The organism is Desertivirga arenae (assembly GCF_017355785.1).
Classification (GTDB): domain Bacteria; phylum Bacteroidota; class Bacteroidia; order Sphingobacteriales; family Sphingobacteriaceae; genus Desertivirga; species Desertivirga arenae.
This window is the reverse complement of sequence record NZ_JAFEWE010000015.1, coordinates 40,574-64,045: the sequence shown is the minus strand read 5'-3', so window position 1 is coordinate 64,045 and position 23,472 is coordinate 40,574. Positions and strand designations below refer to the sequence as shown.

Sequence of the window (23,472 nt, the reverse complement as noted above, 5' to 3'; positions counted from 1 at the left end):
GTGTGTAAATAAGTTTATTTTACTTTTAGCGCCTTTTTAGTAGCCTCCTGATTGTAGGAAGCAACTACTTTAGCATTGGTAGTTTTAGTATTGGTTACATTAATATTGGCAGTACGTTTACCATTCACGTTAAACAATAGTTCTGCGCCTTTATTGAAAGCTAAGTTATCAAAATATACCTGAGTACTGTTATTTACATTAACAACAGGCTTAGTTTCTGAAGTTACAACATTTACATTCTTAAGGTATAAGCCTTTTGCCTCTTCGATCTCTATTCCTTTTTTTGCCTGGATGATAATATTCTCAAGGAAAATATTACTGATGTTCATCTCAGGTAAGCCCCGAACAAAAATTGCTTTTTCTGCACCCTGAGCTACTACATTACTAATATAAAAATTCTTGAAGACTGGTGTGGCGTCTGTAACAGGGAGTAATTCAACTTTAGGAGCTTCTCGTTTTTCACCCGCGGCAGGAACCGGATCCACAGCTGCATAGTACATGTCAAAAAGAATAGCTTCACCTGGGATATCCTTCATGTTGATATTTTTAACGAAGATATTTTCAACAACCCCACCTCTGCCTCGAGTAGTTTTAAAGCGTAAACCGATATCTGTTCCAATAAAGGTATTATCATAGATATAAAGGTTTTTAGCACCACCAGACATTTCTGATCCAATTACAAAACCTCCGTGAGCGTGGTATACTACGTTGTTTCTGGCTATCAGATTTTCTGTTGGCTTTGCTCTAAGTCGTCCTTGTTCATCTCTGCCAGATTTTATACAAATACCGTCATCACCTACATCGAAGGTGCTGTTTTCTATCAAAACATTTTTACAGCTTTCCACGTCAATCCCATCCCCATTCTGTGCATACCAGGGGTTCTTAGCATAAACGTTTCTTACTGTAAGATCCTCGCACATTAAAGGGTGAAGGTTCCAGGCTGGAGAGTTCTGAAAGGTTACTCCTTCAAGCAGTACTTTTTTGCAATTAGTTAATACCAGTAAATTGGGACGAAGGAAGTCTTTGATTTCCTCGAAATCTTTAATGGTTTTCCCCGCACCAATAACTCCTGCAGTTTTAACTTTAGAACCTTTCAATGAACTTTCAGATGGGTACCATGATTTTTTATCTTCGCTAACTACCCCCCCTGAAGCAACTAATTTCTTCCATTGAGACTCCGTAAGCTTTTCCTTTTTAGTCATTCTCCAGGCATCGCCGTTTCCGTCTACAATACCATAACCAGTAATAGCCACGTTTTCAAGATTTGTTCCTGAAATTGGTGATTGATTACGAACAGCTCCAAGGCCTTCCCAGTTTGTTTCCACAAGTTTGTATTGCGAGAAGTCCTCAGTAAAACTTAACAGAGCGTCTTTGGCCAAATGTAAATTGACATTGCTTTTAAGCTCTATCGGACCGGTTACCCATATTCCACGGGGAACAAGAACTACTCCTCCTCCATTTTTGCTTACTTCATCAATAGTTTGATTTATACTTTTTGTATTTAATGTGATGCCATCGCTGATAGCTCCATTTTTAACGATGCTAATAGTGTCTTTTTTAAACTGGGGAAGTTGTACAGTTGGCAAAACGGAGGGCCACTGCTGCGGCTTAGCCGATTGAGCATTTGCATTTGTTGCCCCAATCGCCGTCACCAGTCCCAGAAATGCAAGTACTTTAAATGTATGTGTCATTTATATTTTGGTTTTCGTTAAAACGGTTAATTCGCAATAATAATATCCTATCCCGCAGGGGACCAGGAATAAAGTTTGTTACAAAAGAGAAGCTTTAGCCTGCCACAGTTGGTGAACATCTTAAGCTTGTTTTTGCGGCTTGGTTTCCTAACAAGCACTATTATAAATCTTTATGTAGCTGGCCTTCCGTTAGTAAAGGGACTAGTTTTCAACAATTTTAAAGAGTTTATATTACATAAAAGACGAATCACTCTACAATTTTTACGCAATCGTTTCCGGGAACGATGACGTGATTTTTATCAGTTGCACCTGGTACTGATTTTACTATTTTTGTGATAAAAAATCAGATTCCTTTCAGTATCCGTTAGGACTCCTTATATTTCTCTGAGTCCATCGACGCTAGTTATTCCCACATAATTACTGCTACTATTTGTTGCCTATCCAGATTAATCCTAACTTCTTCCCAGCTTATTTATGAATCTTTATTTATTCCATAAAAAAGCCATGTTCAGTCCACCTTTTATCACTAGACGTGGACTAAAAGAGGAGTTAAATACGATTTAAAAAAGATTCACCATAAGTCAGAATAGTCGTTGCTAAGGCTCTTGTAGGGCGTGGGTTAGCGCAATAGAAGTGGAAGGATAGAGAAGAGAAAATTTTTTCTTTCCCCTTGACTAAGAGGAATCTGGTAGTTAAATTTACAAGTAAAATTAATAAAATATTTAACTGAAACAACCTTCCTTATGGCAGTAATTGATAAAAAAGGGGTACTTCACGGTTCTGTATCTAATATCGTTTATCGTAGTTGGCGAGATCTTAATGTGGTTCAGATGAAACCGCATAAGGTTAAGCAAACCTTAAGTTCTAAAGAGGCAAGCCTTGAGTTTGGGCTTTGCAGCAGCACAGCAAGGATAATCAGGAAAGCTTTTAAGTGGGCTTACAAGGGATACGACGGAGCCATGATCAATCGCTGTACCTCGGCGGTGCGCAAAGCGGTCTCTGCCAGTGCCAAGGAAAGAGGCGAAAGGGATATCCATGATGGTGATATGAGCTTCCTGAAAGGTTTTCAGTTCAATAACAATTCTCCACTTGATAAGGTACTTAGAGTAAGAGCTTCTGCCCAGTTAAGCCAGGATAAAAAGGTAAGTATACATCTTCCTGCTGTTACAATAAACGATATTAAGGGTTGTAATGCGGCTTATTATATTCTACGGTTTACTGTAGTCGCATTTGACTTTAGAAGCAGGGTGTTTAGTTATGTTTCGACGAAGGACATTAAAATAGGTAGCCGAGACAGCTATGCTGGTGGTAATATTGAGTTGGATGAAGTCGTACCCGAAGGAAGATTAGTGGCGGTAAGTATGTCTATACACGCTTATGATCAGGTGTTTATAGGGGAGATGGAAACTACAAATTCTTCACAACGGAGCCCTGCTGAGCTTTTGAATGTATGGCAGCTTCCCCTTCCTGAAACCAGTGATGCGATGCAAACACCTAAGTCAGATGCAGTTAAAACAAGTGAACGGGATTGGATATTTGATTATGAAGGTCCTCAAATGTTAATGAAGATCGCGGAGCTTAGGGATAAAGCTGTAAAATTAACTAAGCCTTCTGCAAAGCTTACTGTCTCGCTAAATAAATCAGGTCCCGGTCTTCCGAAAGGAGATATTAAGTTTTAATAAATCATTTTACTGATACTTAACCAACCTTTGTCTCGGAACTGAGTGCATTAATAGTTTCGGGCGGCGGAATCGAATGCCTTCTTTGCTCTTCGTAATCATTTACTCTACTGCTTTTCGTGTCGGGGTGTGATGAATATTAGAAAAAACGCTGTCCTTACTTTATTTTTCATACTTTTGCAGAAATTTAGGGGTGCTTGTAAATATAACCAAATCATATTTGCAGGCTGAGATTACACCCATAGTCAAACAAATAGGCTTTTAGTCCGATTAACAGGCTTTAAGATGTTGGACAGGAACCTGATCCAGGTAATGCTGGCGTAGGAAGTATTTATTGACGATGCATGCCCCTTGCATTCGTTTAAATTCAAAAAGTATGAAGAAGATGAATGTGATAGCCTTCATGGCTATGTTTCTACCATTGTGGGCTGCCGCACAATTTACAATTTCCGGAAAAGTAGTGGATGGATCGGTCCAACGTCCTCTGGCTGGAGCTAACGTTACCGTAAATCAATATAGTTCTCAAACAGATGCGAACGGAGATTTTTCTTTCCTTAATTTGAAGGCGGGAAATTATGTAGTTAAAGTTAGCTTCATTGGATTCAATACCTTTTCAAAGGTTTTAAACCTTTCAGCAAATCAGAACCTGAATATTAGTATGCAAGCTTCAAGCTTTGTTACCGATGCGGTGATTGTGAAAGCTACAAGAGCTTCAGAAAGTTCTCCAACCACATTTAAGAACATCGATAATGAAGAGCTGGCAAAGAATAATCTGGGCCAGGACTTGCCCTACCTTTTAAATCAAACCCCTTCTGTAGTGGTCAGCTCTGATGCCGGCAATGGAATTGGTTATACTGGTATCCGTATTCGCGGAAGCGATCCAACCCGTGTTAACGTTACTATAAATGGTATCCCTTATAATGATCCTGAAAGTCAGGGCACATTTTGGGTAAACCTCCCCGATTTTGCCTCTTCGGTAGATAATATACAAATTCAGAGAGGGGTTGGAACCTCTACCAATGGGGCGGTAGCTTTTGGTGGCAGCCTGAATATTCAAACAACAACCAGGCACGATACTGCTTATGCTGAATTAAACAGTGCCGGAGGTTCCTTTGGGACTTTGAAGAATACTATAAATGCGGGCTCAGGATTGATTGCAAATAAGTTTACTGTGGATGGACGTTTGTCAGCAATAACATCTGATGGTTTCATAGACAGAGGTTCCTCAAACCTTAAATCCTTTTTTTCCAGCGCGGCTTATTATGGAAAAAAAGACTTGCTGCGAGTAAACATCTTCGGTGGGAAGGAAAAAACATACCAGGTTTGGAACGGGGTGCCTGAAGCTAAACTTAGAGGTAATAGTGATGCCCTATTGACACATTATTACAATAATCAGGGTTCTTTGTATTTCACCCCGGAAGATTCATTGAATCTGTGGAATTCTGACAAGCGAACCTACAGTCAGTTCCTGTATAATAACCAAACAGATAATTACAATCAGACTCATTACCAAGGCCTTTATACCCATACATTTAATCCAGCATTGTCTTTAAATACGGCTTTGCATTATACTTTTGGCAAAGGCTATTTCGAGGAGTTCAAGAATAACACAACGCTGGAGAAATACGGCTTAAATTCAACTTTATTTGGCGGAGCTCCAAAACAGAAAACTGACTTAGTAAGAAGAAGGTGGTTAAAGAATGACTTTTACGGATTAACGTATTCTTTAAACTATGCTCCTTCCACTGAATATTCTGTTATTATTGGTGGTGCCTATAACGAGTATGATGGTGACCATTTTGGGGAGGTAATTTCAGCTACCTTACCTGTTTCTTCAATAAATCAACAGTACTATTTAGGTCATGGTTTAAAGAAAGATTTTAATATTTATGGTCGGATAGACTTTCAGGTGGGAAAAGCTCGAATATTCTACGATCTGCAGTACCGCTATGTGGATTATAGCATTACGGGTACTGACAAGACCTTAGCTGAACAAGATCTGCAGTATTATCATAAGTTTTTCAATCCCAAGGCAGGTATCACTTATTCCATAGACAACCATTCTAATGCTTACGCTTCGTTTGCCATCGGGAACAAAGAACCTAACAGAGACGACTATCGTTACGCCTTGCCAGGAGTAGTTCCACAAGCAGAAACCCTTAAGAATGTTGAGGCAGGATACAGAAATGCCGAGAAAGCTTATAATTTCGGTATTAACTATTATGGAATGTTTTATAGGAACCAGCTGGTGCTAACCGGCAAGGTTAATGATGTAGGAGAATACATTCGGCAGAACGTCCCTATCAGCTATCGCATGGGTTTTGAATTAGACGGACGTGTTTTGTTATCAAAAGATCTTAGCTGGGGTGCTAATGTTACCTTAAGCAGAAACAAGGTCAAGAACTATACTGAATTCATGGATGACTATGATAACGGCGGTCAGGCGTCGAATACCTATGGAAAAGCAGACATAGCCTTCTCGCCCTCTGTTATTGCAGGGAGTGATTTGTCTTATAAAATTTTTAAAGGATTTGAAACAGCCTTGTTATCTAAGTATGTAGGTAAACAATATTTGGATAACACTTCTAATGAGGATAGGAAGCTAAACCCATTTTTCGTTAATGACATAAGCTTGAGGTATAATATCCAGGCTCGAAGACTGAAAAATATTGGTCTCACCCTGCTAGTTAATAACGTTTTTAATGAGAAGTATGAATCCAATGGCTATACCTACACTTATATCTATGGTGGTCCGGTCACCGAGAATTTCTACTTTCCTCAAGCGGGGACTAACGTTCTTTTGGGCTTAAATATTAAGATATAAAATATCTCAACCAATAAAAAAACCACTTCAAATTTTCTGAAGTGGCTTTTTTATTGGTTATAATTTTTCGAAAAATTTATTTATTGTCCGGGCTATCTGCTCAATCTGGTCCTCTGTATGAATCAAAGAAATCGGCAGGCTAAGTGTAGTTCGATGTATCTCTTCAGAAATAGGATAAGAGCCATGTAGTAAGTTTTTATAGCCAGCCTGGTGGTGTGGGGGAGTTGGGTAATGAATCTCTGTTTTAATTCCATTGTCCAATAAGTACTGTTTTAATTCGTCACGATTCTCTGTCCTTATATTAAAGATATGAAATACTTCAAAAGTGTTTTCCTGATTTTCAGGTAAGATCACAAACTCCCTTTTTAGTTCTTTTTTATAAATATCCGCAAGAATATTTTTATGCTGGTTGAGTTTATCAAGCTCGCGAAGTTTGATTCGAAGGAATGCTGCCTGAAGTTCGTCTAACCGCGAATTAATGCCGATGAAATCGTTTTTATACTTGATTTGAGAGCCGTAGTTTCTTAGGGCTTTTAGCTTTTCAGCCATTCGGGAATCATTGGTTACTATAGCTCCTGCATCGCCAAGGGCTCCAAGGTTTTTTGTTGGATAGAAACTATAAGCTCCAAAGTTACCCCAAGTACCAACTGCTTTGTCTTGATATTTTGCACCGTGTGCCTGTGCACAGTCTTCTATAATGTATAGATCATGCTTCTTGGCGATATTCAGCAATTCATCCATCTTACAGGGCTTGCCATACAAATGGACAAGCATAATTGCTTTAGTTGAAGAAGATATGTTTTCCTCAACCCCTGATGCGGTAATATTATATGTTCCTAGATCGGGCTCTACCAATACTGGTTTTAAACCTGCATTGACGATACTAAGTATAGTGGCGATATAAGTATTTGATGGAACTAAAACCTCTGCTCCTTCCGGGAGATCTAACGCTAATAAAGAAAGATATAAGGCGTCGAGACCTGAGGCCACACCGATGCAATATTTACTTCCACAATAAGCTGCAAATTCCTCCTCAAAGAGTTTTACCTCCTCGCCCAGAACAAACCACCCTTTGTCCAGAAACTTTCCGAACAATTCCGTGAATTCCTGTTTGTAAGAATGGTTAACCCTTGATAGGTCTTCGTACTCTATCATGCCTGTTTATATGGGGTATAAATATAATCACTAGCCTCGAAACTGGTAGAAGCTAAGACCATCAAAATAGCATCTTCAGAAAATTCACTCATTGTATGCCAGTCTTCGGGATAAAGGATAAGACAGCTCGAAGGCTTGCTTAGATCAAACCACTCCTGATCCTTGTTATTATCAGTAAATATTTTGCAGGAACCCTGAATGCAAATGGCGGCTTGAATTGTTTTTACGTGTCTGTGTCCGCCTCTTACAGAATTATCCACGCCGTAGATGTAGAAGATACGTGCAATATCGAAAGGAATACATTTATCTATTACTGTTAGATTCCCTCTGCTATCAGTGAAAGTTTTTAAGTCAATTAATTCGGGCATTTGGTTTTCTTGGTAGTCCTATTATTTTATCACACCATTTATACTACAATTATAGGACTTGTCTTCCCTTTGAAAGAATTTGAAAAGTAATTAAATAAAAAAAGACTGCGCTTTGGCAGTCCTCTTGGTTTTATATGGAAGCAATTGAGTTATACAGCTTCATTGAGCACAACTGCATCTTTTTCCGTTCCCAGTTCTCGTTTTGCTTTTACTAAAGCTGATCCAACAACCTGGTGCATGTCGTAATATTTATATTCAGCTAAGCGACCTCCAAAAATTACATTCGTTTCTTCTTTCGCTAGTGCCTGGTATTTCTTCAAGATCGAAGTGTTATTTTCGTCATTGATCGGGTAATACGGTTCTACTCCTTTAGCAGCCTGTAAAGAATACTCTTTTGTCACCACTGTTTTAGGCTGAGTTCCAAATTCAAAATGTTTGTGCTCGATGATACGGGTATAAGGGGTTTCCGGATCTGTGTAATTGATTACGGCATTACCCTGATAGTTCTCCGTATCGACAACTTCGGTTTCAAATTGAAGACTTCTGTATTCAAGCTCTCCAAACTGGTAGTTATAGTATTCATCTATTTTACCAGTAAATACAATTTTATCAGCAAGCAGGCTTAACTCTTCACGGTTCGCAAAAAAGTCTGTATCAAGGCGAACTTCTATGCCTTCTAATAGACCTTCTATGATTTTGTTATAGCCACCTACTGGAATACCCTGATATTTATCATTGAAATAGTTATTATCGTAGGTGAAGCGAACAGGTAAGCGTTTAATGATGAACGCAGGTAGCTCAGTAGCTTTTCTTCCCCATTGCTTTTCTGTATAGTGTTTAATTAACTTTTCGTAAATATCGGTTCCTACCAGTTTTAATGCTTGTTCTTCAAGGTTTTTAGGTTCAGTAATATGAAGATCAGCTATTTGCTCTTCGATTCTCTTTTTAGCTTCTTCGGGAGTTTTAGTTCCCCAAAGGCGATAAAAAGTATTCATATTGAAAGGAAGATTATAAAGCTCACCGTTATAGTTAGCTACAGGAGAATTGGTATAGCGATTGAATTCGGCAAACTGATTTACATAGTCCCAAATTTCTTTATCATTAGTATGGAAAATGTGGGCTCCGTATTGATGGACATTTATTCCTTCCATCTCTTTACAATAAACGTTACCTCCGGCATGATTTCGTTTATCGATAACTAAACATTTTTTTCCAGCTTTGGTAGCTTCGTGTGCAAAAACGGCTCCAAATAATCCAGAGCCTACTATTAAGTAGTCGTATGTGTTTAATTTCATAGAATAGTTGATATGATGTTCTTTTAACCCTGAAACCCGTTATATGTTTGATCCAGAAGCGATTTTACAAATAAACCAAACGGGGTTAAAGATAAAAAGAAGGATTTAATTCATGTTCCTGATCCAAGCCCTACAGTTATTACCAGGATTGTTATAATTTTATATTTTTTTAAAGTTCAAGATGCTAAAAGGACTCAAACGAATATTTAAAGCGGAAAACAAAGGAGATAAATACGGTTGGTTTGGCGATTTTGTAAGCTGGGATGCTGCTTTAGCCGCTTCGACAGGTTACAGTGCTGACAATATTCTTGAGAAAACTAAGCAATCGCTCTTGAAGGTAAAACACGGTGAAGCAGTCTATGAGCGTGATTCAGTTTTGTTTGATAAAAAGGAATATCCATTTGCCCTAATCTCGTGTTTGTTGAATATTGCCCTGCAAAATGAAAACAGACTTAATCTTATTGATTTTGGCGGATCTTTGGGCAGTACCTATTTTCAGGTAAAGGATTTTATACCTGATAATGTTGAGGTGACTTGGACGATTGTTGAGCAGGAGAAGTATGTACAATGTGGAAAGCAGTTTTTTGAGGACCAGTCCCTTAAATTTGCTTTTGACATTGAAGATTGTATGAAAATTGATAAGCCTAAAGTAGTTTTACTTTCGGGTTCTGTTCAATATCTGCCGGAACCTCATAAATTTCTTCAGCAACTTGCTGCCTACAATTTCGATTATTTAATTTTTGACCGAACAGCTTTCATAAAAGACAGGGAGGATGACCGGCTTACTGTTCAAAGGGTAGACCCTGTAATTTATAGTGCAGTATATCCTTCCTGGTTTTTCAATGAAGCGAAATTCTTGAGTCATTTCAAAGACTACAAATTAGTCGCAGAATTTGGCTCCTTTGTAGTTGGCGAAACTGATATTAAAATTGATGGTGTTCCAATTGCTTTTGACAAGGGCTTCTTCTTGAGGAGATAGTTTCTACAACCTAAAAGCGTCTACTAATTTTCCAATCCAACTTTTCCTTTTAATGTTAAAATCAGTGTATAAAGTTTGCAGATCTGCATCAAGGCATGCTGTAATTGTTGTAGGATGAGTTAATTCTTCAGGAAGTGGTTCCGTTTTTAGATTTGAAAAGATATGATCGTCGTTTAAAGTATGGGTTCCGTCTGCCCTGAATCCGATATTGCTTACAAGGTTAAAGTTTGGAACGACTACAAGTCCTCTTTCGAAAAAATTTATAAAACGAAGCTGATAATCCCAAGTATCTATTTTACCATCCTTGAGATCAATAAAAGCCTCTTTGAACTTTTGAGTAATAGTTTCATGATTATAAATCTCCCGCAAATGGTGTACTAGATCTTTTTCATGGTAATTGCTTAGTTCAACATCATACTTATTCCAAACACGTCTCCAACTCGCCCAGCCCCAAACCTCTATGTTGTTGGAGAAATAATAGCTCGCTGATCCCCATTTTTTGCCGGGTTGAACATTGCAACCGGTTATCTGAAAAACTCTTTCGTCGTTCCGGTACTTGTGCAGAAGCTCGTCGCAAAAACGGAAAAAGTCTTCCGAAGGAAGGCAGTCATCCTCTAAAATTATACCTTCTTCTTCATGCTGGAAAAACCAATCGATAGCTGAGGATACTGCGTACTTACATCCCAGGTTCTTTTGCCTGAAAAGAGTTTTTACTTCGCATTCCCAATCTATAGCTTCGACTACTGAACGTGTTTTTTCGCACAATTCCTTTTCTCCGCTTTTGGTCTGGCGGGGCCCATCGGCAGCGATATATAAGCGAGCAGGTTTTGTTTCCCGGATTTTTTCAAATATAAGGCCAGTTAAATCTGGCCTATTAAAGATCAGAAGCAATATCGGACTCACCGTTTTGTATGATGCCATTTGCAAATATACTTTAAAAAGGGCGTGTGAATCAGTTGATGTAGTATTCCTCTTTAGTATGCCTGGGTAATTAAGTGAGTTCAAAAGCCTCATCAAGAACCTTTTCGCCTACCGAAGTTTCAAAAGCTAATTTAAATAATTGGATTGCCATTTCCTGTTGACTTTTATATAATGAGGAATTATTTAATAGCTGGTGAATATTCGACGCAAAACGGGCAGGATCGTCAGATACGAGGCAACCATTCGAGATTTTATTTGGGAGGCCATCTATTCCTCGTGAATTACAAACCACTGGTAGTCCGAAAGAAAGTGCTTCCACAACCTTAACCTTGATTCCTGTTCCAGAAAGCATTGGACAAAGCGCTACTTTGGCCTCACGGTAATAGGGCTCTACGCTTTCAGCATAGAGAATATTCTTTACGTTTTTGTAATTACTAATAAACCTGTTAATTCCACCTATTACACAAATTCTTATTTCAGGATTTAATAAAGGATAGACATTTTCAAAAAACCAGGAAGCGGAAATTTGATTATGTAGATTATCGCTAGCGATATAAATTAGATCATACTTTGCTAACTGATTTTGACTAGCCAATTCCTCGGGGGTGTCGAACATTAAAGAGACTAAACGAACCTTCCTTTTGATGAATTGGCTAAACAAAAATTTCTCATCACTAGAAATAGCCCAAACTTCATCAAACTGTGATACTCGTCTAAATTCTTCTTCCAATGATTTTCCTAAAACAATTCCTTCCTGTTCCTGGACTTGAGAAGTTAGAAGATCGTGAGTGTCTATAATCGTTTTTGAATCAGAGTAGGGTATGTCCTTAATTAAATCAGCCCAATAAGCATAGCTGATAATGATAAAATTATAGGAATGGGTAGCAAGTACCTGATCGAACCGGTTTTTGATATGCAGATTTGTTAGATTATCAAATGCTCCATCCACCTTATTCATTTGTTCAAAGATTTCTTCAGCAAACTTTTTTTTAATCAGTCGTTCGAAAAAATTTTTTCTTCGCAGCTTTGGAGGCTTATTAAAAAGGAAAAGATTTCTTATTAGCCCGCTACTTTTGAAACTTAGTATTCCTTCCTCCGTCCAATCGTCCCAATATTCCAGACCAATAAAATCAACGATAAAGCCTCTTCGGTTGAAATAATGCAGAAGTTTAAGGACCCTCGTTTTAGCACCGGAATCTCCAGAGATAGGATTTAACGGAAAAAAAAATAGTATCTTCTTCATTCTTATGCAAAAATGCAGAATGCCAGGGATAATTCTTAATAGCTAAAAAATCATTTTAATATGAATTCCTTCTAGTACTTTTTCGTGGTTTAATTGTCATGGTGTTTGTCTAAGAATTGCTTAGTTCCAATATTATGATTAATAACAGCCCGGGAGTACTTTCAAACAATAATATAAATAGTGATGGTCTCTTTTTTTGTACACTTTTTAATTCTGCATATCTCTCCCGGGGGCTTGCACTTTATCAATCATTGATTGACCACTGTCCAAAGGTTCATTTGTTTATTTTTGCATTTGACGAAGAATGTTACTTATTCCTAAAGGCACTTGAATTGAAGAAAGCAACTATCATTTCTCTCGGTGAATTTGAGGATGAACAGCTGCTAACGGTGAAATCATCAAGAACTGCGGGCGAGTATTGCTGGACATGTACACCTACCACTATACTATTTTGTTTACAAAAGTATAATCTTGATCACTGTACATATCTCGATGCTGACCTTCTTTTTTTTAAAGATCCCCGTGTGCTTTTGGATGAAATGGGTGAAAATTCAGTTCTTATAACTGAGCACAGGTTTAGCCCGGAACACGATCAATCGGCAAACGGAAAATACTGCGTCCAATTTGTATGTTTTAAAAACGATACGAATGGATTGAAGGTGTTAAACTGGTGGAGAAATGCATGTATAGACTGGTGTTACAATAGGGTTGAAAATGGAAAATTCGGTGATCAGAAATATTTGGACTGTTGGACTATTGATTTCGAAGGAGTTCACGAACTTCAGCATTTAGGAGGTGGGGTAGCGCCATGGAATGTGCAGCAATACGAATTTAATAATAAGGAACAAGCTATTCAGGGAGTCGAACTAAAGACAGGAAAAACATTTGAACTTGTTTTTTATCATTTCCATGATTTTAAATATGTTTTAAATAATACTGTTCGTTTGACTGCTGAGCATTATTTCTTGCCAGAGAGTGCGGTGTCCCTCATTTACAGGCCTTATCTCAAATACTTAAGAAATGCTGAAGAGTTGATTGAGGAAACAGATTGTTCACAGAAGTATAACGAGAAAAAGCTGGATTTAGCATGGCTAAACCGGTCTTTGATGCGTAGAGTTCGTTTTCTTTTACAAGGCTATTATAAGAATTATTATAGAAGGGCACTTCTAAATTCCTAAAGGATCAGAGAGAAGAAGGCATACTAGAATTTCCCCAGCGTCCTTTTGTACCAATACCTGAATAAATGAAATAATCCATAGTATTTAAGTATTATTAGGGGAAAGTCTTTCTTGAATTTTTCGTCAATGTCTTGTTGAGAAAGACCTCCCTGTGCAAAATTTGCTATAATAAAGGGGTGGTATTCTTTTTTTATAGTTTGATCTGTCCAGCACTGTATATTAAGCAAATGATCGGCTCCAATCTTATATTTCAAATTGTAAATGTATCTCTCAAAGACTCTTCTTGGGTATAACACACTGTGATGACAAATGCAATCATGTATTAGCCTTTTTGGAGTGAATACCCCTCCCAAGATCATTTCTCCCCAAGTACACTGACCATAATAGATAGTATTCCTATCCTTCAACTTTTTCGCTAAATCTGAAAATTCAGGATAAAGTGTGTCGTCTGCACCAAGAAAGTAAACCCATTCGCCGTGAATATGACTTAGTGCCTTATTCATAGCATCATAAATCCCATTGTCGCGTTCACTAACCCAGTAGGCCAAATTACCAGGATGACTTTTAATCACTTCAAGCGTACCATCAGTACTTCCTCCATCTATAATGATATGTTCTATTCTTGGATAGTGTTGTGAGATTATACTATTGATACACTTTTCCAGATGTAAAACAGCATTGTAAGTGACTGTTATAATGCTTATTAAGGGCAATCGATCAGTCTCCTGCATATTCGGCCTTCTTATTTTTTAAAAGGGACTGGATTAATGTAAGTCCAAATTTATCTTTCAATTTTTTTTTAAATGCCTTTTTCCTTCTACGAGTAATTTCAAATTCCTTTTCCCATACAGCCCAATCTGCTTCAGGCTCAGGGAGAATAAAACGAGGATGTATAATATTATCTGACATGGCTCCTAAGGGGATATTAGCATTGGGGTCATCGGGTACGATGGTGTGGGTGCCACGAGGACCGTAGCCTATATTAGATATAAGGTTTTCATTAGGGACTGCAGTTAAACGGTTGTTAAAATAGTTTAATATACTGAATTGGTAGTCCCAAGTATCAATTAGGCCGGCTTTAAGCTTCTTCAAGATCAGGGTCCAGTCCTGGGCAAGAATCGTATTACCAAAAACCTTGAAAAATTGTTCATGAACTTCCCCTTCTTTATAATTTGAAAGACTTTCATCATAATCTTTCCACGATCGTCTCCAGCTAGCCCATCCCCAGACGTGGGTGTTTTTTGAGAAATAATAACTTCCAGAACCCCATGTTTTTCCGCGCTGTAGATTGCATCCGGTTATCATGCCAATCCTTGTGTCGTTACGGTATTTATCCAAGAGTAGATCGGCAAATCTGAAAAAATCATTAGAAGGCAAGCAATCATCTTCAAGTACAATACCTTCCTCCTCACATTGAAAAAACCAGGAAATAGCACTGGATACTGCTATCTTGCATCCCATGTTCTTGGGCCTAAATAAGGTTTGAACTTCGCATTCCCAATCAACTTGTTCAATTATGTTTTTTGATTCGTTACATAATTCCGCATCCTCCTCGTTATTCTCCCTGGGGCCGTCAGCGGCAACATACAGCTTTTTAGGCCTTGATTCTCTAATTTTTTCGAAAACTTTTTTAGCTAAATCCGGTCTGTTGAATACCAAAAGTAGTACTGGTGATTGAGTGTAATATCCCATACTAATTCCAATCCATCACCTGCTTGTATACAGCTTTAGTTCTATCCATACACTTGTCCATAGGAAATTTGGCAAGTTGAGCACCAGCGTTTTTCACTAGCTCGTCTCTCATTTGTTTATTAAATAGCGCCGTTATAATTGTATCTTTTATTGATCCTGGATCATAGGGATTAAAATATAAAGCAGCTTCTCCACCTACTTCTCGAAAGCAGCTGGTATCACTTAAAACTGCGGGACAACCGACGGCTAACGCCTCCAGGATAGGAAGCCCAAATCCTTCGTAAAGTGACGGATTAACATAAATTAAGGCATTTTTATAAAGCGAGTTTAACTCCAGATCATTAACCTTGAACTGCTTGATTTTTTCTGTTAAACCTAGTTTTATAATAATTTCAAGCTCCACGCTTTTAAAGCTCTCGCCTCCAGCACAAATTATCTTGATTTCTGGATACCTTTGAACAATCTCTTCTACTCCATATAAGAAATTGATAAAATTTTTGTAGCTTGTTCTATCCCCGACGAAAAGAATATAATCACCATAGGAATTAGCATTTCCCGTTTCATTGTTAGCCAGAGGCTGATATCCGTGATGAATCACAGTGATTTTTTCTTGAGGAATTTGATAGTAATCCTGAAGATCTTTCTTTGTCGACTGTGAAATAGCAATGAGGTGAGATGCGCTTGTAATTGAAACACGTTTCTGATACAACGTGGTATCATCTAAGGGAAAGTAAAGAGGAAATTTTTCGTGAATCAAATCGTGAACAGTAAGCACGACGGGCTTCTTAATATGTTCTGTAAAATATGGATCGTAATAAGTTGGATGGAAAATATCGAAATTATTCTGTTGAATTAATTTCAAAGAGTATCGCATATTTTTCCTGTAGATCTTAGCACCAGAATACCTTTTTAGCATGTAGCCCGCCAGGAATTTAGGGAGAGGCAGTTTCTCATCTTTCAGGTAATGATTTTTGCTGAAGAGTATACCTCGATTAAATTCAAAATCTGGTGACTCTTTCAATGCCTTTTGAATGTTCGCAAAATACCGTGTTATACCTCCATATACTTGATTAGAGAAATGTTGGTGATCGAAAAGAATTTTAATCATTTTAATAAGGTCTGATGTTTAAAGCAGGTGAATTCCTTACTCACTAAACGTTTGCATCTCTATTAAACGTTTATATAGACCATTATGCGACATCAACTCATTGTGATTCCCTTTTTCGACAATCTTTCCAGCGTCAAGAACTATAATAATGTCAGCGTTCTGAATGGTGCTTAAGCGGTGAGCTATTACAAGTGTTGTACGATTTGTCATTAATTTATTCAAAGCGTCTTGTACAAGTTTTTCTGATTCTGTGTCAAGGGCAGAGGTCGCTTCATCTAAAAGCATAATAGGAGGATTTTTTAGCACCGCCCTTGCAATACTAAGCCGCTGCTTCTGCCCTCCGGAAAGTTTAACGCCCCTATCTCCAATGTTGGTATTATAGCCATCGTCAGTTTTAAGGATAAATTCATGTGCGTTAGCTATTTTGGCAGCAGCTTCTACCTGTTCCTGGGTAGCAGTGGTTTTTCCAAATGCGATATTATTAAAGATCGTGTCATTGAATAGGATGGACTCCTGGTTCACAAATCCCATTTGGGCTCTTAATGAATCCATTTCAATCTCTTTAATATCTTTTCCATCGAATAAGACGCGGCCTTTCTGTGGTTCAATAAAACGAGGGATAAGGTCCATTAAGGTTGACTTTCCACCTCCTGAAGGGCCAACCAATGCTACTGTTTTTCCTCTAGGTATTGTTAAAGATACCTCATTTAAGATTATTTTTTCCCCGTATGAAAAAGAGACATTTTCAAGCTCAATGGCATAGTCAAAACCAGAGACTGCGTTAGCCTTCTTCGAATTCTGTATGGCTGGTTTCATGTCAACTAACTCTAAAATACGTTCACCAGCAGCTAAACCAAGATTGATACCAGTAAAAGAATCAGAAAGTGCTTTTGCCGGCCGCGTTAATTGTGAAAAAATACCGATATAAGCAATGAATGCCGGGGCTGTCAACTCTGAGCTTCCGCTTAGGACCAGACTTCCTCCATACAGTAAAATAAATGCTACCATAACTACTCCAAGGAACTCTGAAATGGGCGACGCCAGCTGCTGTCTCTTCGCCATCTGTCGGCCGATCTCAGAAAAGTTTTCGTTCTCCTTGTTAAACTTTTCCGTAATGAAACTGGTGGCATTAAATGCTTTGATAATTTTTATTCCTGAAAGAGCCTCTTCCAGATTGCTTACCATCGTGCCAAATGATGCTTGAGATCCGAAAGCCTGGTTTTTTAAGCTTTTTACAAGTCTGGCAATAAATATGGCTGAAACAGGGATAAACAGAATAGAAACGAAAGTCAGCTTGTAAGAAATCCCAAAAAGAGCGATTAGGTATGCAATAAGTTGAAATGGCTCTCTAAAGATTACCTGCAGCGTTCCTGTTACAGTAAATTGGACAACCTGTACATCATTGGTGATTTTTGATAATATATCTCCTTTTCTTTCATTGTTAAAGAATCCGAGATGCATACCCATCACATTTTCAAAAACCGTTTTCCGAATATTAAGCAGTGTGTGAATTCTTAAATTCTCCATAATTCTTTGGGAGAAGTACTTGAAAAGGTTGCTTAGTAAAACAGAAATAACGATAATGATGCAAATGAATTGCAGTGCACCATAAGTACCATACGTGCGGTTTATCTCTTGTGAATAATAGTTAAACGCCCCCATTATATCCCAGAGTGTATCCGGAGCTTCGTAAATCCTCCCTTTCTTTGTTGTATCGAATAAAAAGGTGAGTAGCGGTACTAGCAAGGCCAGGTTTAATGTGTTGAAAACAACATGGAGGAGAGTTGTGAATATATAAGGTATCGCAAATTTTCCAATTGGAGATGCAAATGATAATAACCTGAAGTATGTTTTCATCTATATGAATAATCTGCAAAGGTAAAGTTTAGCAACGTAATAGTTTAGTTTGTTATGTTTTTTGACGACCCATTAGCACATTAATTAAACGTCAGCTTACCTCTTGCACTATTAGAAACAGAAAGTGTAGTTTTACAAAATGGTAATTGTGAATTATGAAGCGGGACAGTTAGGGAACCGCCTATTTCATTTTGCTCACTTTATTGCGAATAGTAAATATTATAAATACAGACTCGTTTACCCTTATTTCGAAGAATATAAATGCTTTTTTGAGGATTTCGAGACCAATGCCGCTAAATGCAACATCAGTCTAAGTCTAATTGGACAAAAATTTTTAAATAGAAAATTACTTAAGGTTCTTAGGTCGTTGGATAGCGGAAGTATATTGGTTAAAACAGGATTTCTTGCTATTCACGATATTGGTGATAAGGATAATAAAGGTGAAGACTTTGATATGTCCGACCCTAAATTTGTGCTGTCCTGTAAATGTGACAGAGTTCTTACAAGAGGATGGCTTTATAGGGATGTTAAGCATCTCCCTTTATTTTCGGAATGGATAAGAAAACTTTTTACTCCCACAAAGCACTACCGGGAGGAAATTGAGAGTTTGATAAAGAGCTACCGAGCAACAAACGATGTTATTGTTGGCGTCCATATTCGCCGGGGCGACTACAGGCAATTCGACAATGGGAAATGGTTTTATAAAGACGAAACCTACCTGGAAAAAATGATGGAGGTCCAATCCATATTTTCGAAAGAGCACCCCGGAAAATCTACAATGTTTCATATTTCATCTAACGATGAAGTGAATTTGACAGTTTTTGAGGGAATTAACTTTGCATTTAAGTCCAGACATTTTATTACCGACCTGTATTGCTTATCCTCATGCGATTATATTATTGGTCCCCCCAGCACCTTTTCTGCCTGGGCTTCGTTTTACGGTAAAGTACCTTTATATCATATCAATGACAAGGATGCTCCGGTTTTGCTAGAGGAGTTCTCAGTCGTCAAATCATAATTTTAACTTGTGATCTTTTTTCTTAATGATGCACCCATTTAAAATATCTGTTATCATTGTTACCCGCAATGCAGCTAGAACATTGCAAAGTTGCCTTAACAGTATTTATAGGCAAGCCTACCCTAATGTCGAAATTGTAATCCAAGACGGTGCCAGCACTGATAATACTATCGAGATTCTTAAAGAGAATTCTGATCGGATAGCTTTTTGGAATAGCGAACCTGATACAGGTATCTATGATGCGATGAATAAGGCGATACAAAAAGCCTCAGGCGATTGGATACTTTTCTTAGGTGCTGATGATGAACTTCTTGACGGTTTTTCTGATATGGCTGCAAGGTTAAAGGAGCCCCATTCTATCTATTATGGAAACGTTATTTTTAAAGGTATGAAATGCTCGGGTTTTATGGATCCTTACAGGATGGTAAAAACCGGAATGTCACACCAGTCTATGTTCTATTCCTCTTCCATATTCAGATCTCACAGGTACGATTTAAATTATAAAATCTCGGCGGACTCTATATTAAATATGGAATGCTGGTCTGATAAGTCTATCAAATGGTTTTATGAGGATTTTATAATAGCAAAATTTAATCATACAGGGATTTCATCCCAGATGTATGATCAGCTTTTGAAGAAGAACATGTCAAGGCTGGTACTTAGACATTATGGTCCTATGATTTGGATTAGATACCATATAAGGGAGTTTAAGAAACTTTATAGAAAAAATTGATGACTGCTAATTCTTATTTAATAGTTCATCGTAGATTCTTAAGTAAGAAGCTGCAGCTTTTTCCCAGGTAAATTCTGCTGCTCTTAATTTCGCCTTTTGTTTTAGCGTGGGATCTGAATTAAACTTTTCTAAGCCCTCTTTGAACACTTGTTGCATGTGTGCCTGAGAAAAGTTTTTGAAGTAAAAGGCTGCGTCACCTCCAACCTCAGGCACTGCTGTATGGGTTGAAAGAAAAACTGGCTTTCCAAAATGCATAGCTTCAATAATTGGTAACCCGAATCCCTCTGCAATGGAGGGAAAGGCAAAGGCGAGGCAATTATTATAATACCATGCTTTATCCTTGTCAGTAATAGGGCCCGTTATTTTTAAACGATCTTTAAAGCCTAAACTTTGAGCTGCTTCAACTATTTTACTTTCATAATCTGATGGATGATGGTTGCCAGAAATTACCAGTTCATAATCATTATCCTCTAATAGTGCGGGTAGTACGTGAAAGTTCTTTTTTGCGAGAAGTTCTCCGATACTGAAGATGAAAGGTTTTTGGGGAAGGTAATCGGGGATGTGAGTTTTGTCTACGGTAAGTTCATCAGCCCCATTGTATACAACTTCAATTTTGTTCTTTGCCTGGGGAAAATGCTTAAGAATATCTGAGGCAACAAATTTTGAAATAGCAACAACTCTATCGCAATAACCAATATAATTCCCGAGGCGTTCTAAATAGGCAATATGATTATTGGAAAGTTCTTTATTCTCGTAGAGTACATTCAAGTCGTGAATAGTAATTATCTTTTTGCCCAAAACCTTTGTGGGTTTGAGTCTGCAAATTTGATCTGTAAAGTGGGTTAGATCGAATTTATTTCGTTTAGGAAAGTAATACTTATAGAACTCATTATGTCTGATTGTATTAGGTTTTCCTTTAAACAACGGCGTTCCTTTTTTAGGAAGATAGAAATTCAATTCCAAATCACTTTTTTTCTGGAGTTTTAAAAGTGCTTGTGCCAGGCTGTATCCAAAGTAAAATAATCCTGTATTCGGATTTTTCATGGAATCAAGAGTTACCAGGATATTCGCTGGCCTATTTATCATTTTTGCCAATGTTTTATTTTTTCTAATACAATTGCTGGATTTATAGCATCTATATCTTCTACTTCTGCCTGAATATAAGTAGCCTTTACTCCAATTGGTCTCCAGCGTTGAGCATTAATTGATGATGAATTTGGATATAGACCTAAGGCATTAATTCCTGAAGCAGCAGCAAGGTGAACTGGGCCTGTACTTGCTGCGACCAAACCGTCGGCTTTGCTCACAAAGGTTAACAATTGGGCCAGAGAGAACTTACCAGTCAGATCAATAACCCTATCCTTTAAACCTTGAATCCAAGGGTCTAAGCAGGTCTTTTCCTTTGTGGAACCTGTAATGAAAATTTGGAATTGCTGCGGGTCGAGGGAGTTTATTAATTCTGCATACCTATTTAAAGACCATTCCCTTGCACTTCCAGCTGATTTTGGATGAACAATGAGGTTAAATTTGTCTTTAGATAATAGATTCTCAATTCCCTCATCTAACCTGGTTTTTGGTTGAAGACCGTAATGTTTTTGGATTTCAGGTAGATCTAGCTCTATCTCTATTCCTAATCCTTTTAAAAGTTTGATATTAAGTTGGGCTTCATGCAACTCTGATTTCTTTCGGCTAAGTTTAATCAAGCTGTTGCAGTAGATCCAGTGGTAAATCCGGTTCCGTGTTCCGATTCGAGTAGGAATACCTGCTTTTGAAGCTAAAGAGGCGATGCGTTTTTTAGGAAACACATGGATGATCGCATCTATATTCAGGGTCTTCAATTGCTGCACTGCGAAATCATCATTTCTCCAATCGCTATAGTTAACAAAATTGTCAACGTAGGCACATGCATCAATTAGTTCTTTGGTATAAGAATTTCCTAAAAAAGAGATTTTGGCAGTAGGAATGAATTGTTTAATTAAGCCGCATAAAGGCAAGGTAAGGACTACGTCCCCAATCGCGTCTGTTCTGCTTATTAGTATGTGCCTTATCAATTTATTACTTGCAATTATATCTAATACGGTTTCCTCTTTAAAAAAGCTTCAGCTGTAATTGTTTTTTAATAAAAACGGCGAAATGCTTATTTCTTTATCAGCCTGTAGTTTTTATACTCAAAAAAACGGTAGCCTGTCAAATCTTCAATAAAATGAAGTACTTTATACTTGAAGGGCATTGTAGCCTTCTTTTTATCGTAAACAAAAGTCCAGTCTTGTCCCTTAACCCATTTCTCCATTAGTTTCGGATGCGTGCCTTTGAATTCTTCAAGCTTATCGATACTTTCATATTTGAACTCGTTTTTCTCAGCTTCATCTACCACTAAGTTCGGATCGTAAAAACTGTGGAATACTTCTCCCTTCTTTGTCATCAGCTTTGGTGGTCTCACATAGCTATAATGAAAAACGGGAATATTTAGTTTAACTACGTTAAGCTTGCGTCCCTTTTCTCCATTTTCATAAGCTTCCTTACTGGTATAAACTCTAAATCCCTGAGAATCCCGATACGCACGTATTACTTTATCATTCTTAAAAACTCTGATTTCATTACGATGCACTTTTCTTGAGGTCCTTATATAATTATATCCTCCCCAGAAGTTCATGAAAGGGAACAAGAATCCCTCTACTTCAGGGTCGCTATCGTATTTATATATAGCATCTTTTATTTTGTGCAGGTCGTTCTCGTGGATCAGCTCATCTGCCTGAATATGAAAACCCCACTTTCCGGAAATAGCATCAACCCCAGCATTGGATTGCTGAGCAAAGATCTTTCCCCCTGTTCTAAGGTTCATATCCCAAACGGTGTCTACTATTTTAATCTTAGGGGAATTCAAGGCTAAAATTGCCTCTCGCGTGCCATCTCTGGAATCGCCAACAACTGCAATGAATTCGTCGCAGATGGGAAGCGCTGATTGAATAGCTTCAAGGAAGGGATATCCCATCTCGATTCCATTTCGTACGTATGAAAAGCCACTTATTGTTATTTCAGAATTCATGTATGCAGATCTGTTTTTATGACAGGGGTTGTTAGTTGTTGTTTTTTCCAGTGATCCCCGCGTTTATATAAGAAAAACTTGCCAAATCGGTATTTAACCTTTAGGTGTCCATTATAATCCGTTCCTAATACCCTATGAGGAATGTTAGGATCTTCCTGCAGAGATTCTTTTATTGCATTGGTATATACCGTCGGGCCAGTCATCGCATGAACATCGTTCGGGAACTTGTTTAAACTTATGTTCTCGACCACCATATCAATTGTATTTCTTAGGAATGGATGCCCAGCTGCGTAAACTAAAGCATATTGAGCAAAAAGACTAGGGTCACCTTCCTTTGTAATTATAGCAGTGTCATCAGGTCTGATAAAGTCATCAAGTCTTCCTGAGATCCCACTATCTATATCCAGATACACTCCGCCTTTTCTATATAAAATGGCGTATCTGAAGAAGTCAGCTTTCGCTGCGCCAATATTTAATTTTTTATATGCATTAAAAACTTCCAGAGGAAATTGCGATTTGAAGAACTCCTCTATTCGCTGATCATCATAGAATTCATAGTTGTACTCCGGGTTTCTTTTTCTAAACCTGTTTATATGCCACCTCGTTATAAAGGGTAGTTTTGAACTTTTAAACGTTTGGAAAATGGTTTTGGGAATCGCCATATGTAGCTAAAGGCTTAATGTTC

The 23,472-nt window shown here is 37.9% G+C and carries 20 protein-coding genes; 6 read left to right on the top strand and 14 right to left on the bottom strand.

Features of this window, described 5'->3' with window-relative positions:
* Positions 1-14: 14 nt before the first annotated feature.
* Positions 15-1,691: a glycoside hydrolase family 28 protein gene (locus J4N24_RS21425; protein WP_207535799.1), complete on the bottom strand. Its 1,677-nt coding sequence runs from the start codon at positions 1,689-1,691 to the stop codon at positions 15-17.
* 743 nt (positions 1,692-2,434) lie between these two features.
* Here J4N24_RS21425 and J4N24_RS21420 point away from each other — a divergent pair.
* Together J4N24_RS21420 and J4N24_RS21415 are read left to right on the top strand one after the other, a co-directional pair.
* Positions 2,435-3,370 (top strand): hypothetical protein, encoded by a 936-nt coding sequence (locus J4N24_RS21420; RefSeq protein WP_207535798.1) that lies wholly within the window; start codon positions 2,435-2,437, stop codon positions 3,368-3,370.
* 376 nt (positions 3,371-3,746) lie between these two features.
* Positions 3,747-6,194, top strand: coding sequence for a TonB-dependent receptor (locus tag J4N24_RS21415; protein ID WP_207535797.1), 2,448 nt, complete (start codon positions 3,747-3,749; stop codon positions 6,192-6,194).
* 57 nt (positions 6,195-6,251) lie between these two features.
* On the opposite strand, the gene J4N24_RS21410 is transcribed toward J4N24_RS21415, so the two are convergent.
* The 3 genes from J4N24_RS21410 to glf form a co-directional block, all read right to left on the bottom strand.
* Positions 6,252-7,349 (bottom strand): DegT/DnrJ/EryC1/StrS family aminotransferase, encoded by a 1,098-nt coding sequence (locus J4N24_RS21410; protein WP_207535796.1) that lies wholly within the window; start codon positions 7,347-7,349, stop codon positions 6,252-6,254.
* Positions 7,346-7,717: a sugar 3,4-ketoisomerase gene (locus tag J4N24_RS21405; protein ID WP_207535795.1), complete on the bottom strand. Its 372-nt coding sequence runs from the start codon at positions 7,715-7,717 to the stop codon at positions 7,346-7,348. Before J4N24_RS21405 ends, J4N24_RS21410 begins: the two co-directional genes overlap by 4 nt.
* Before the next feature lie 149 nt (positions 7,718-7,866).
* Positions 7,867-9,012 (bottom strand): UDP-galactopyranose mutase, encoded by a 1,146-nt coding sequence (glf, locus tag J4N24_RS21400; protein WP_207535794.1) that lies wholly within the window; start codon positions 9,010-9,012, stop codon positions 7,867-7,869.
* 181 nt (positions 9,013-9,193) lie between these two features.
* Here glf and J4N24_RS21395 point away from each other — a divergent pair, with 181 nt between their 5' ends.
* Complete coding sequence (locus tag J4N24_RS21395; protein WP_207535793.1) at positions 9,194-9,991, top strand: TIGR04325 family methyltransferase; 798 nt, start codon at positions 9,194-9,196, stop codon at positions 9,989-9,991.
* A 3-nt stretch (positions 9,992-9,994) separates the two neighbouring features.
* On the opposite strand, the gene J4N24_RS21390 is transcribed toward J4N24_RS21395, so the two are convergent.
* Both J4N24_RS21390 and J4N24_RS21385 read right to left on the bottom strand, forming a co-directional pair.
* Positions 9,995-10,912: a nucleotide-diphospho-sugar transferase gene (locus tag J4N24_RS21390; RefSeq protein WP_207535792.1), complete on the bottom strand. Its 918-nt coding sequence runs from the start codon at positions 10,910-10,912 to the stop codon at positions 9,995-9,997.
* A gap of 70 nt (positions 10,913-10,982) precedes the next feature.
* Positions 10,983-12,155: a glycosyltransferase gene (locus J4N24_RS21385; protein WP_207535791.1), complete on the bottom strand. Its 1,173-nt coding sequence runs from the start codon at positions 12,153-12,155 to the stop codon at positions 10,983-10,985.
* A 134-nt stretch (positions 12,156-12,289) separates the two neighbouring features.
* Here J4N24_RS21385 and J4N24_RS21380 point away from each other — a divergent pair, with 134 nt between their 5' ends.
* Entirely contained in the window at positions 12,290-13,333 is a 1,044-nt protein-coding gene (locus J4N24_RS21380) for a glycosyl transferase (RefSeq protein ID WP_242691763.1), read from the top strand.
* Positions 13,334-13,356: 23 nt separating this feature from the next.
* Here the strand turns inward: J4N24_RS21380 and J4N24_RS21375 are convergent, their stop codons facing one another.
* From J4N24_RS21375 to J4N24_RS21360, 4 genes are read right to left on the bottom strand one after another with little or no spacing between them, the layout of a single operon-like run.
* Positions 13,357-14,064 (bottom strand): glycosyltransferase family 2 protein, encoded by a 708-nt coding sequence (locus J4N24_RS21375; RefSeq protein WP_207535790.1) that lies wholly within the window; start codon positions 14,062-14,064, stop codon positions 13,357-13,359.
* The gene (locus J4N24_RS21370) at positions 14,051-15,025 is read right to left on the bottom strand and encodes a nucleotide-diphospho-sugar transferase (protein WP_207535789.1); all 975 of its coding nucleotides are present in this window, start codon (positions 15,023-15,025) and stop codon (positions 14,051-14,053) included. The genes J4N24_RS21375 and J4N24_RS21370 overlap by 14 nt, the downstream gene beginning before the upstream one ends.
* Before the next feature lies 1 nt (position 15,026).
* Positions 15,027-16,133 carry a glycosyltransferase family 4 protein gene (locus tag J4N24_RS21365; protein WP_207535788.1) on the bottom strand — a complete coding sequence of 369 codons (1,107 nt, stop codon included), beginning with the start codon at positions 16,131-16,133 and terminating at the stop codon, positions 15,027-15,029.
* Positions 16,134-16,169: 36 nt separating this feature from the next.
* Positions 16,170-17,990 carry an ABC transporter ATP-binding protein gene (locus tag J4N24_RS21360; protein WP_207535787.1) on the bottom strand — a complete coding sequence of 607 codons (1,821 nt, stop codon included), beginning with the start codon at positions 17,988-17,990 and terminating at the stop codon, positions 16,170-16,172.
* A gap of 139 nt (positions 17,991-18,129) precedes the next feature.
* On the opposite strand from J4N24_RS21360, the gene J4N24_RS21355 reads away from it, so the two are divergent.
* The gene (locus tag J4N24_RS21355; RefSeq protein ID WP_207535786.1) at positions 18,130-19,008 is read left to right on the top strand and encodes an alpha-1,2-fucosyltransferase; all 879 of its coding nucleotides are present in this window, start codon (positions 18,130-18,132) and stop codon (positions 19,006-19,008) included.
* A gap of 25 nt (positions 19,009-19,033) precedes the next feature.
* The gene (locus J4N24_RS21350) at positions 19,034-19,741 is read left to right on the top strand and encodes a glycosyltransferase family 2 protein (RefSeq protein WP_207535785.1); all 708 of its coding nucleotides are present in this window, start codon (positions 19,034-19,036) and stop codon (positions 19,739-19,741) included.
* A 6-nt stretch (positions 19,742-19,747) separates the two neighbouring features.
* Here J4N24_RS21350 and J4N24_RS21345 read toward each other — a convergent pair whose 3' ends face one another.
* The 4 genes from J4N24_RS21345 to J4N24_RS21330 all read right to left on the bottom strand — a co-directional run bounded on the left by J4N24_RS21345 (position 19,748) and on the right by J4N24_RS21330 (position 23,449).
* Positions 19,748-20,827 (bottom strand): glycosyltransferase family 4 protein, encoded by a 1,080-nt coding sequence (locus J4N24_RS21345; protein WP_207535784.1) that lies wholly within the window; start codon positions 20,825-20,827, stop codon positions 19,748-19,750.
* A complete protein-coding gene (locus J4N24_RS21340; protein WP_242691762.1) occupies positions 20,824-21,792 on the bottom strand; it encodes a glycosyltransferase family 9 protein in 969 nt (322 codons plus the stop codon). The genes J4N24_RS21345 and J4N24_RS21340 overlap by 4 nt, the downstream gene beginning before the upstream one ends.
* An 86-nt stretch (positions 21,793-21,878) precedes the next feature.
* On the bottom strand, positions 21,879-22,787 hold the full coding sequence (locus J4N24_RS21335; protein WP_207535783.1) for a glycosyltransferase family protein: 909 nt from the start codon (positions 22,785-22,787) through the stop codon (positions 21,879-21,881).
* On the bottom strand, positions 22,784-23,449 hold the full coding sequence (locus J4N24_RS21330; RefSeq protein WP_207535782.1) for a glycosyltransferase family 32 protein: 666 nt from the start codon (positions 23,447-23,449) through the stop codon (positions 22,784-22,786). Before J4N24_RS21330 ends, J4N24_RS21335 begins: the two co-directional genes overlap by 4 nt.
* Positions 23,450-23,472: the final 23 nt, after the last annotated feature.

What these genes read in the sequence shown, in the direction of transcription:
- J4N24_RS21370 (WP_207535789.1), bottom strand. Translation starts at nt 15,025, where the DNA reads ATGGGATATTACACTCAATCACCAGTACTACTTTTGGTATTCAACAGA.
- J4N24_RS21345 (WP_207535784.1), bottom strand. Translation starts at nt 20,827, where the DNA reads ATGATAAATAGGCCAGCGAATATCCTGGTAACTCTTGATTCCATGAAA.
- J4N24_RS21350 (WP_207535785.1), top strand. Translation starts at nt 19,034, where the DNA reads ATGATGCACCCATTTAAAATATCTGTTATCATTGTTACCCGCAATGCA.
- J4N24_RS21330 (WP_207535782.1), bottom strand. Translation starts at nt 23,449, where the DNA reads ATGGCGATTCCCAAAACCATTTTCCAAACGTTTAAAAGTTCAAAACTA.
- glf (WP_207535794.1), bottom strand. Translation starts at nt 9,012, where the DNA reads ATGAAATTAAACACATACGACTACTTAATAGTAGGCTCTGGATTATTT.
- J4N24_RS21365 (WP_207535788.1), bottom strand. Translation starts at nt 16,133, where the DNA reads ATGATTAAAATTCTTTTCGATCACCAACATTTCTCTAATCAAGTATAT.
- J4N24_RS21420 (WP_207535798.1), top strand. Translation starts at nt 2,435, where the DNA reads ATGGCAGTAATTGATAAAAAAGGGGTACTTCACGGTTCTGTATCTAAT.
- J4N24_RS21410 (WP_207535796.1), bottom strand. Translation starts at nt 7,349, where the DNA reads ATGATAGAGTACGAAGACCTATCAAGGGTTAACCATTCTTACAAACAG.
- J4N24_RS21385 (WP_207535791.1), bottom strand. Translation starts at nt 12,155, where the DNA reads ATGAAGAAGATACTATTTTTTTTTCCGTTAAATCCTATCTCTGGAGAT.
- J4N24_RS21405 (WP_207535795.1), bottom strand. Translation starts at nt 7,717, where the DNA reads ATGCCCGAATTAATTGACTTAAAAACTTTCACTGATAGCAGAGGGAAT.
- J4N24_RS21375 (WP_207535790.1), bottom strand. Translation starts at nt 14,064, where the DNA reads ATGCAGGAGACTGATCGATTGCCCTTAATAAGCATTATAACAGTCACT.
- J4N24_RS21360 (WP_207535787.1), bottom strand. Translation starts at nt 17,990, where the DNA reads ATGAAAACATACTTCAGGTTATTATCATTTGCATCTCCAATTGGAAAA.
- J4N24_RS21390 (WP_207535792.1), bottom strand. Translation starts at nt 10,912, where the DNA reads ATGGCATCATACAAAACGGTGAGTCCGATATTGCTTCTGATCTTTAAT.
- J4N24_RS21425 (WP_207535799.1), bottom strand. Translation starts at nt 1,691, where the DNA reads ATGACACATACATTTAAAGTACTTGCATTTCTGGGACTGGTGACGGCG.
- J4N24_RS21395 (WP_207535793.1), top strand. Translation starts at nt 9,194, where the DNA reads ATGCTAAAAGGACTCAAACGAATATTTAAAGCGGAAAACAAAGGAGAT.
- J4N24_RS21335 (WP_207535783.1), bottom strand. Translation starts at nt 22,787, where the DNA reads ATGAATTCTGAAATAACAATAAGTGGCTTTTCATACGTACGAAATGGA.
- J4N24_RS21355 (WP_207535786.1), top strand. Translation starts at nt 18,130, where the DNA reads ATGGTAATTGTGAATTATGAAGCGGGACAGTTAGGGAACCGCCTATTT.
- J4N24_RS21380 (WP_242691763.1), top strand. Translation starts at nt 12,290, where the DNA reads ATGATTAATAACAGCCCGGGAGTACTTTCAAACAATAATATAAATAGT.
- J4N24_RS21415 (WP_207535797.1), top strand. Translation starts at nt 3,747, where the DNA reads ATGAAGAAGATGAATGTGATAGCCTTCATGGCTATGTTTCTACCATTG.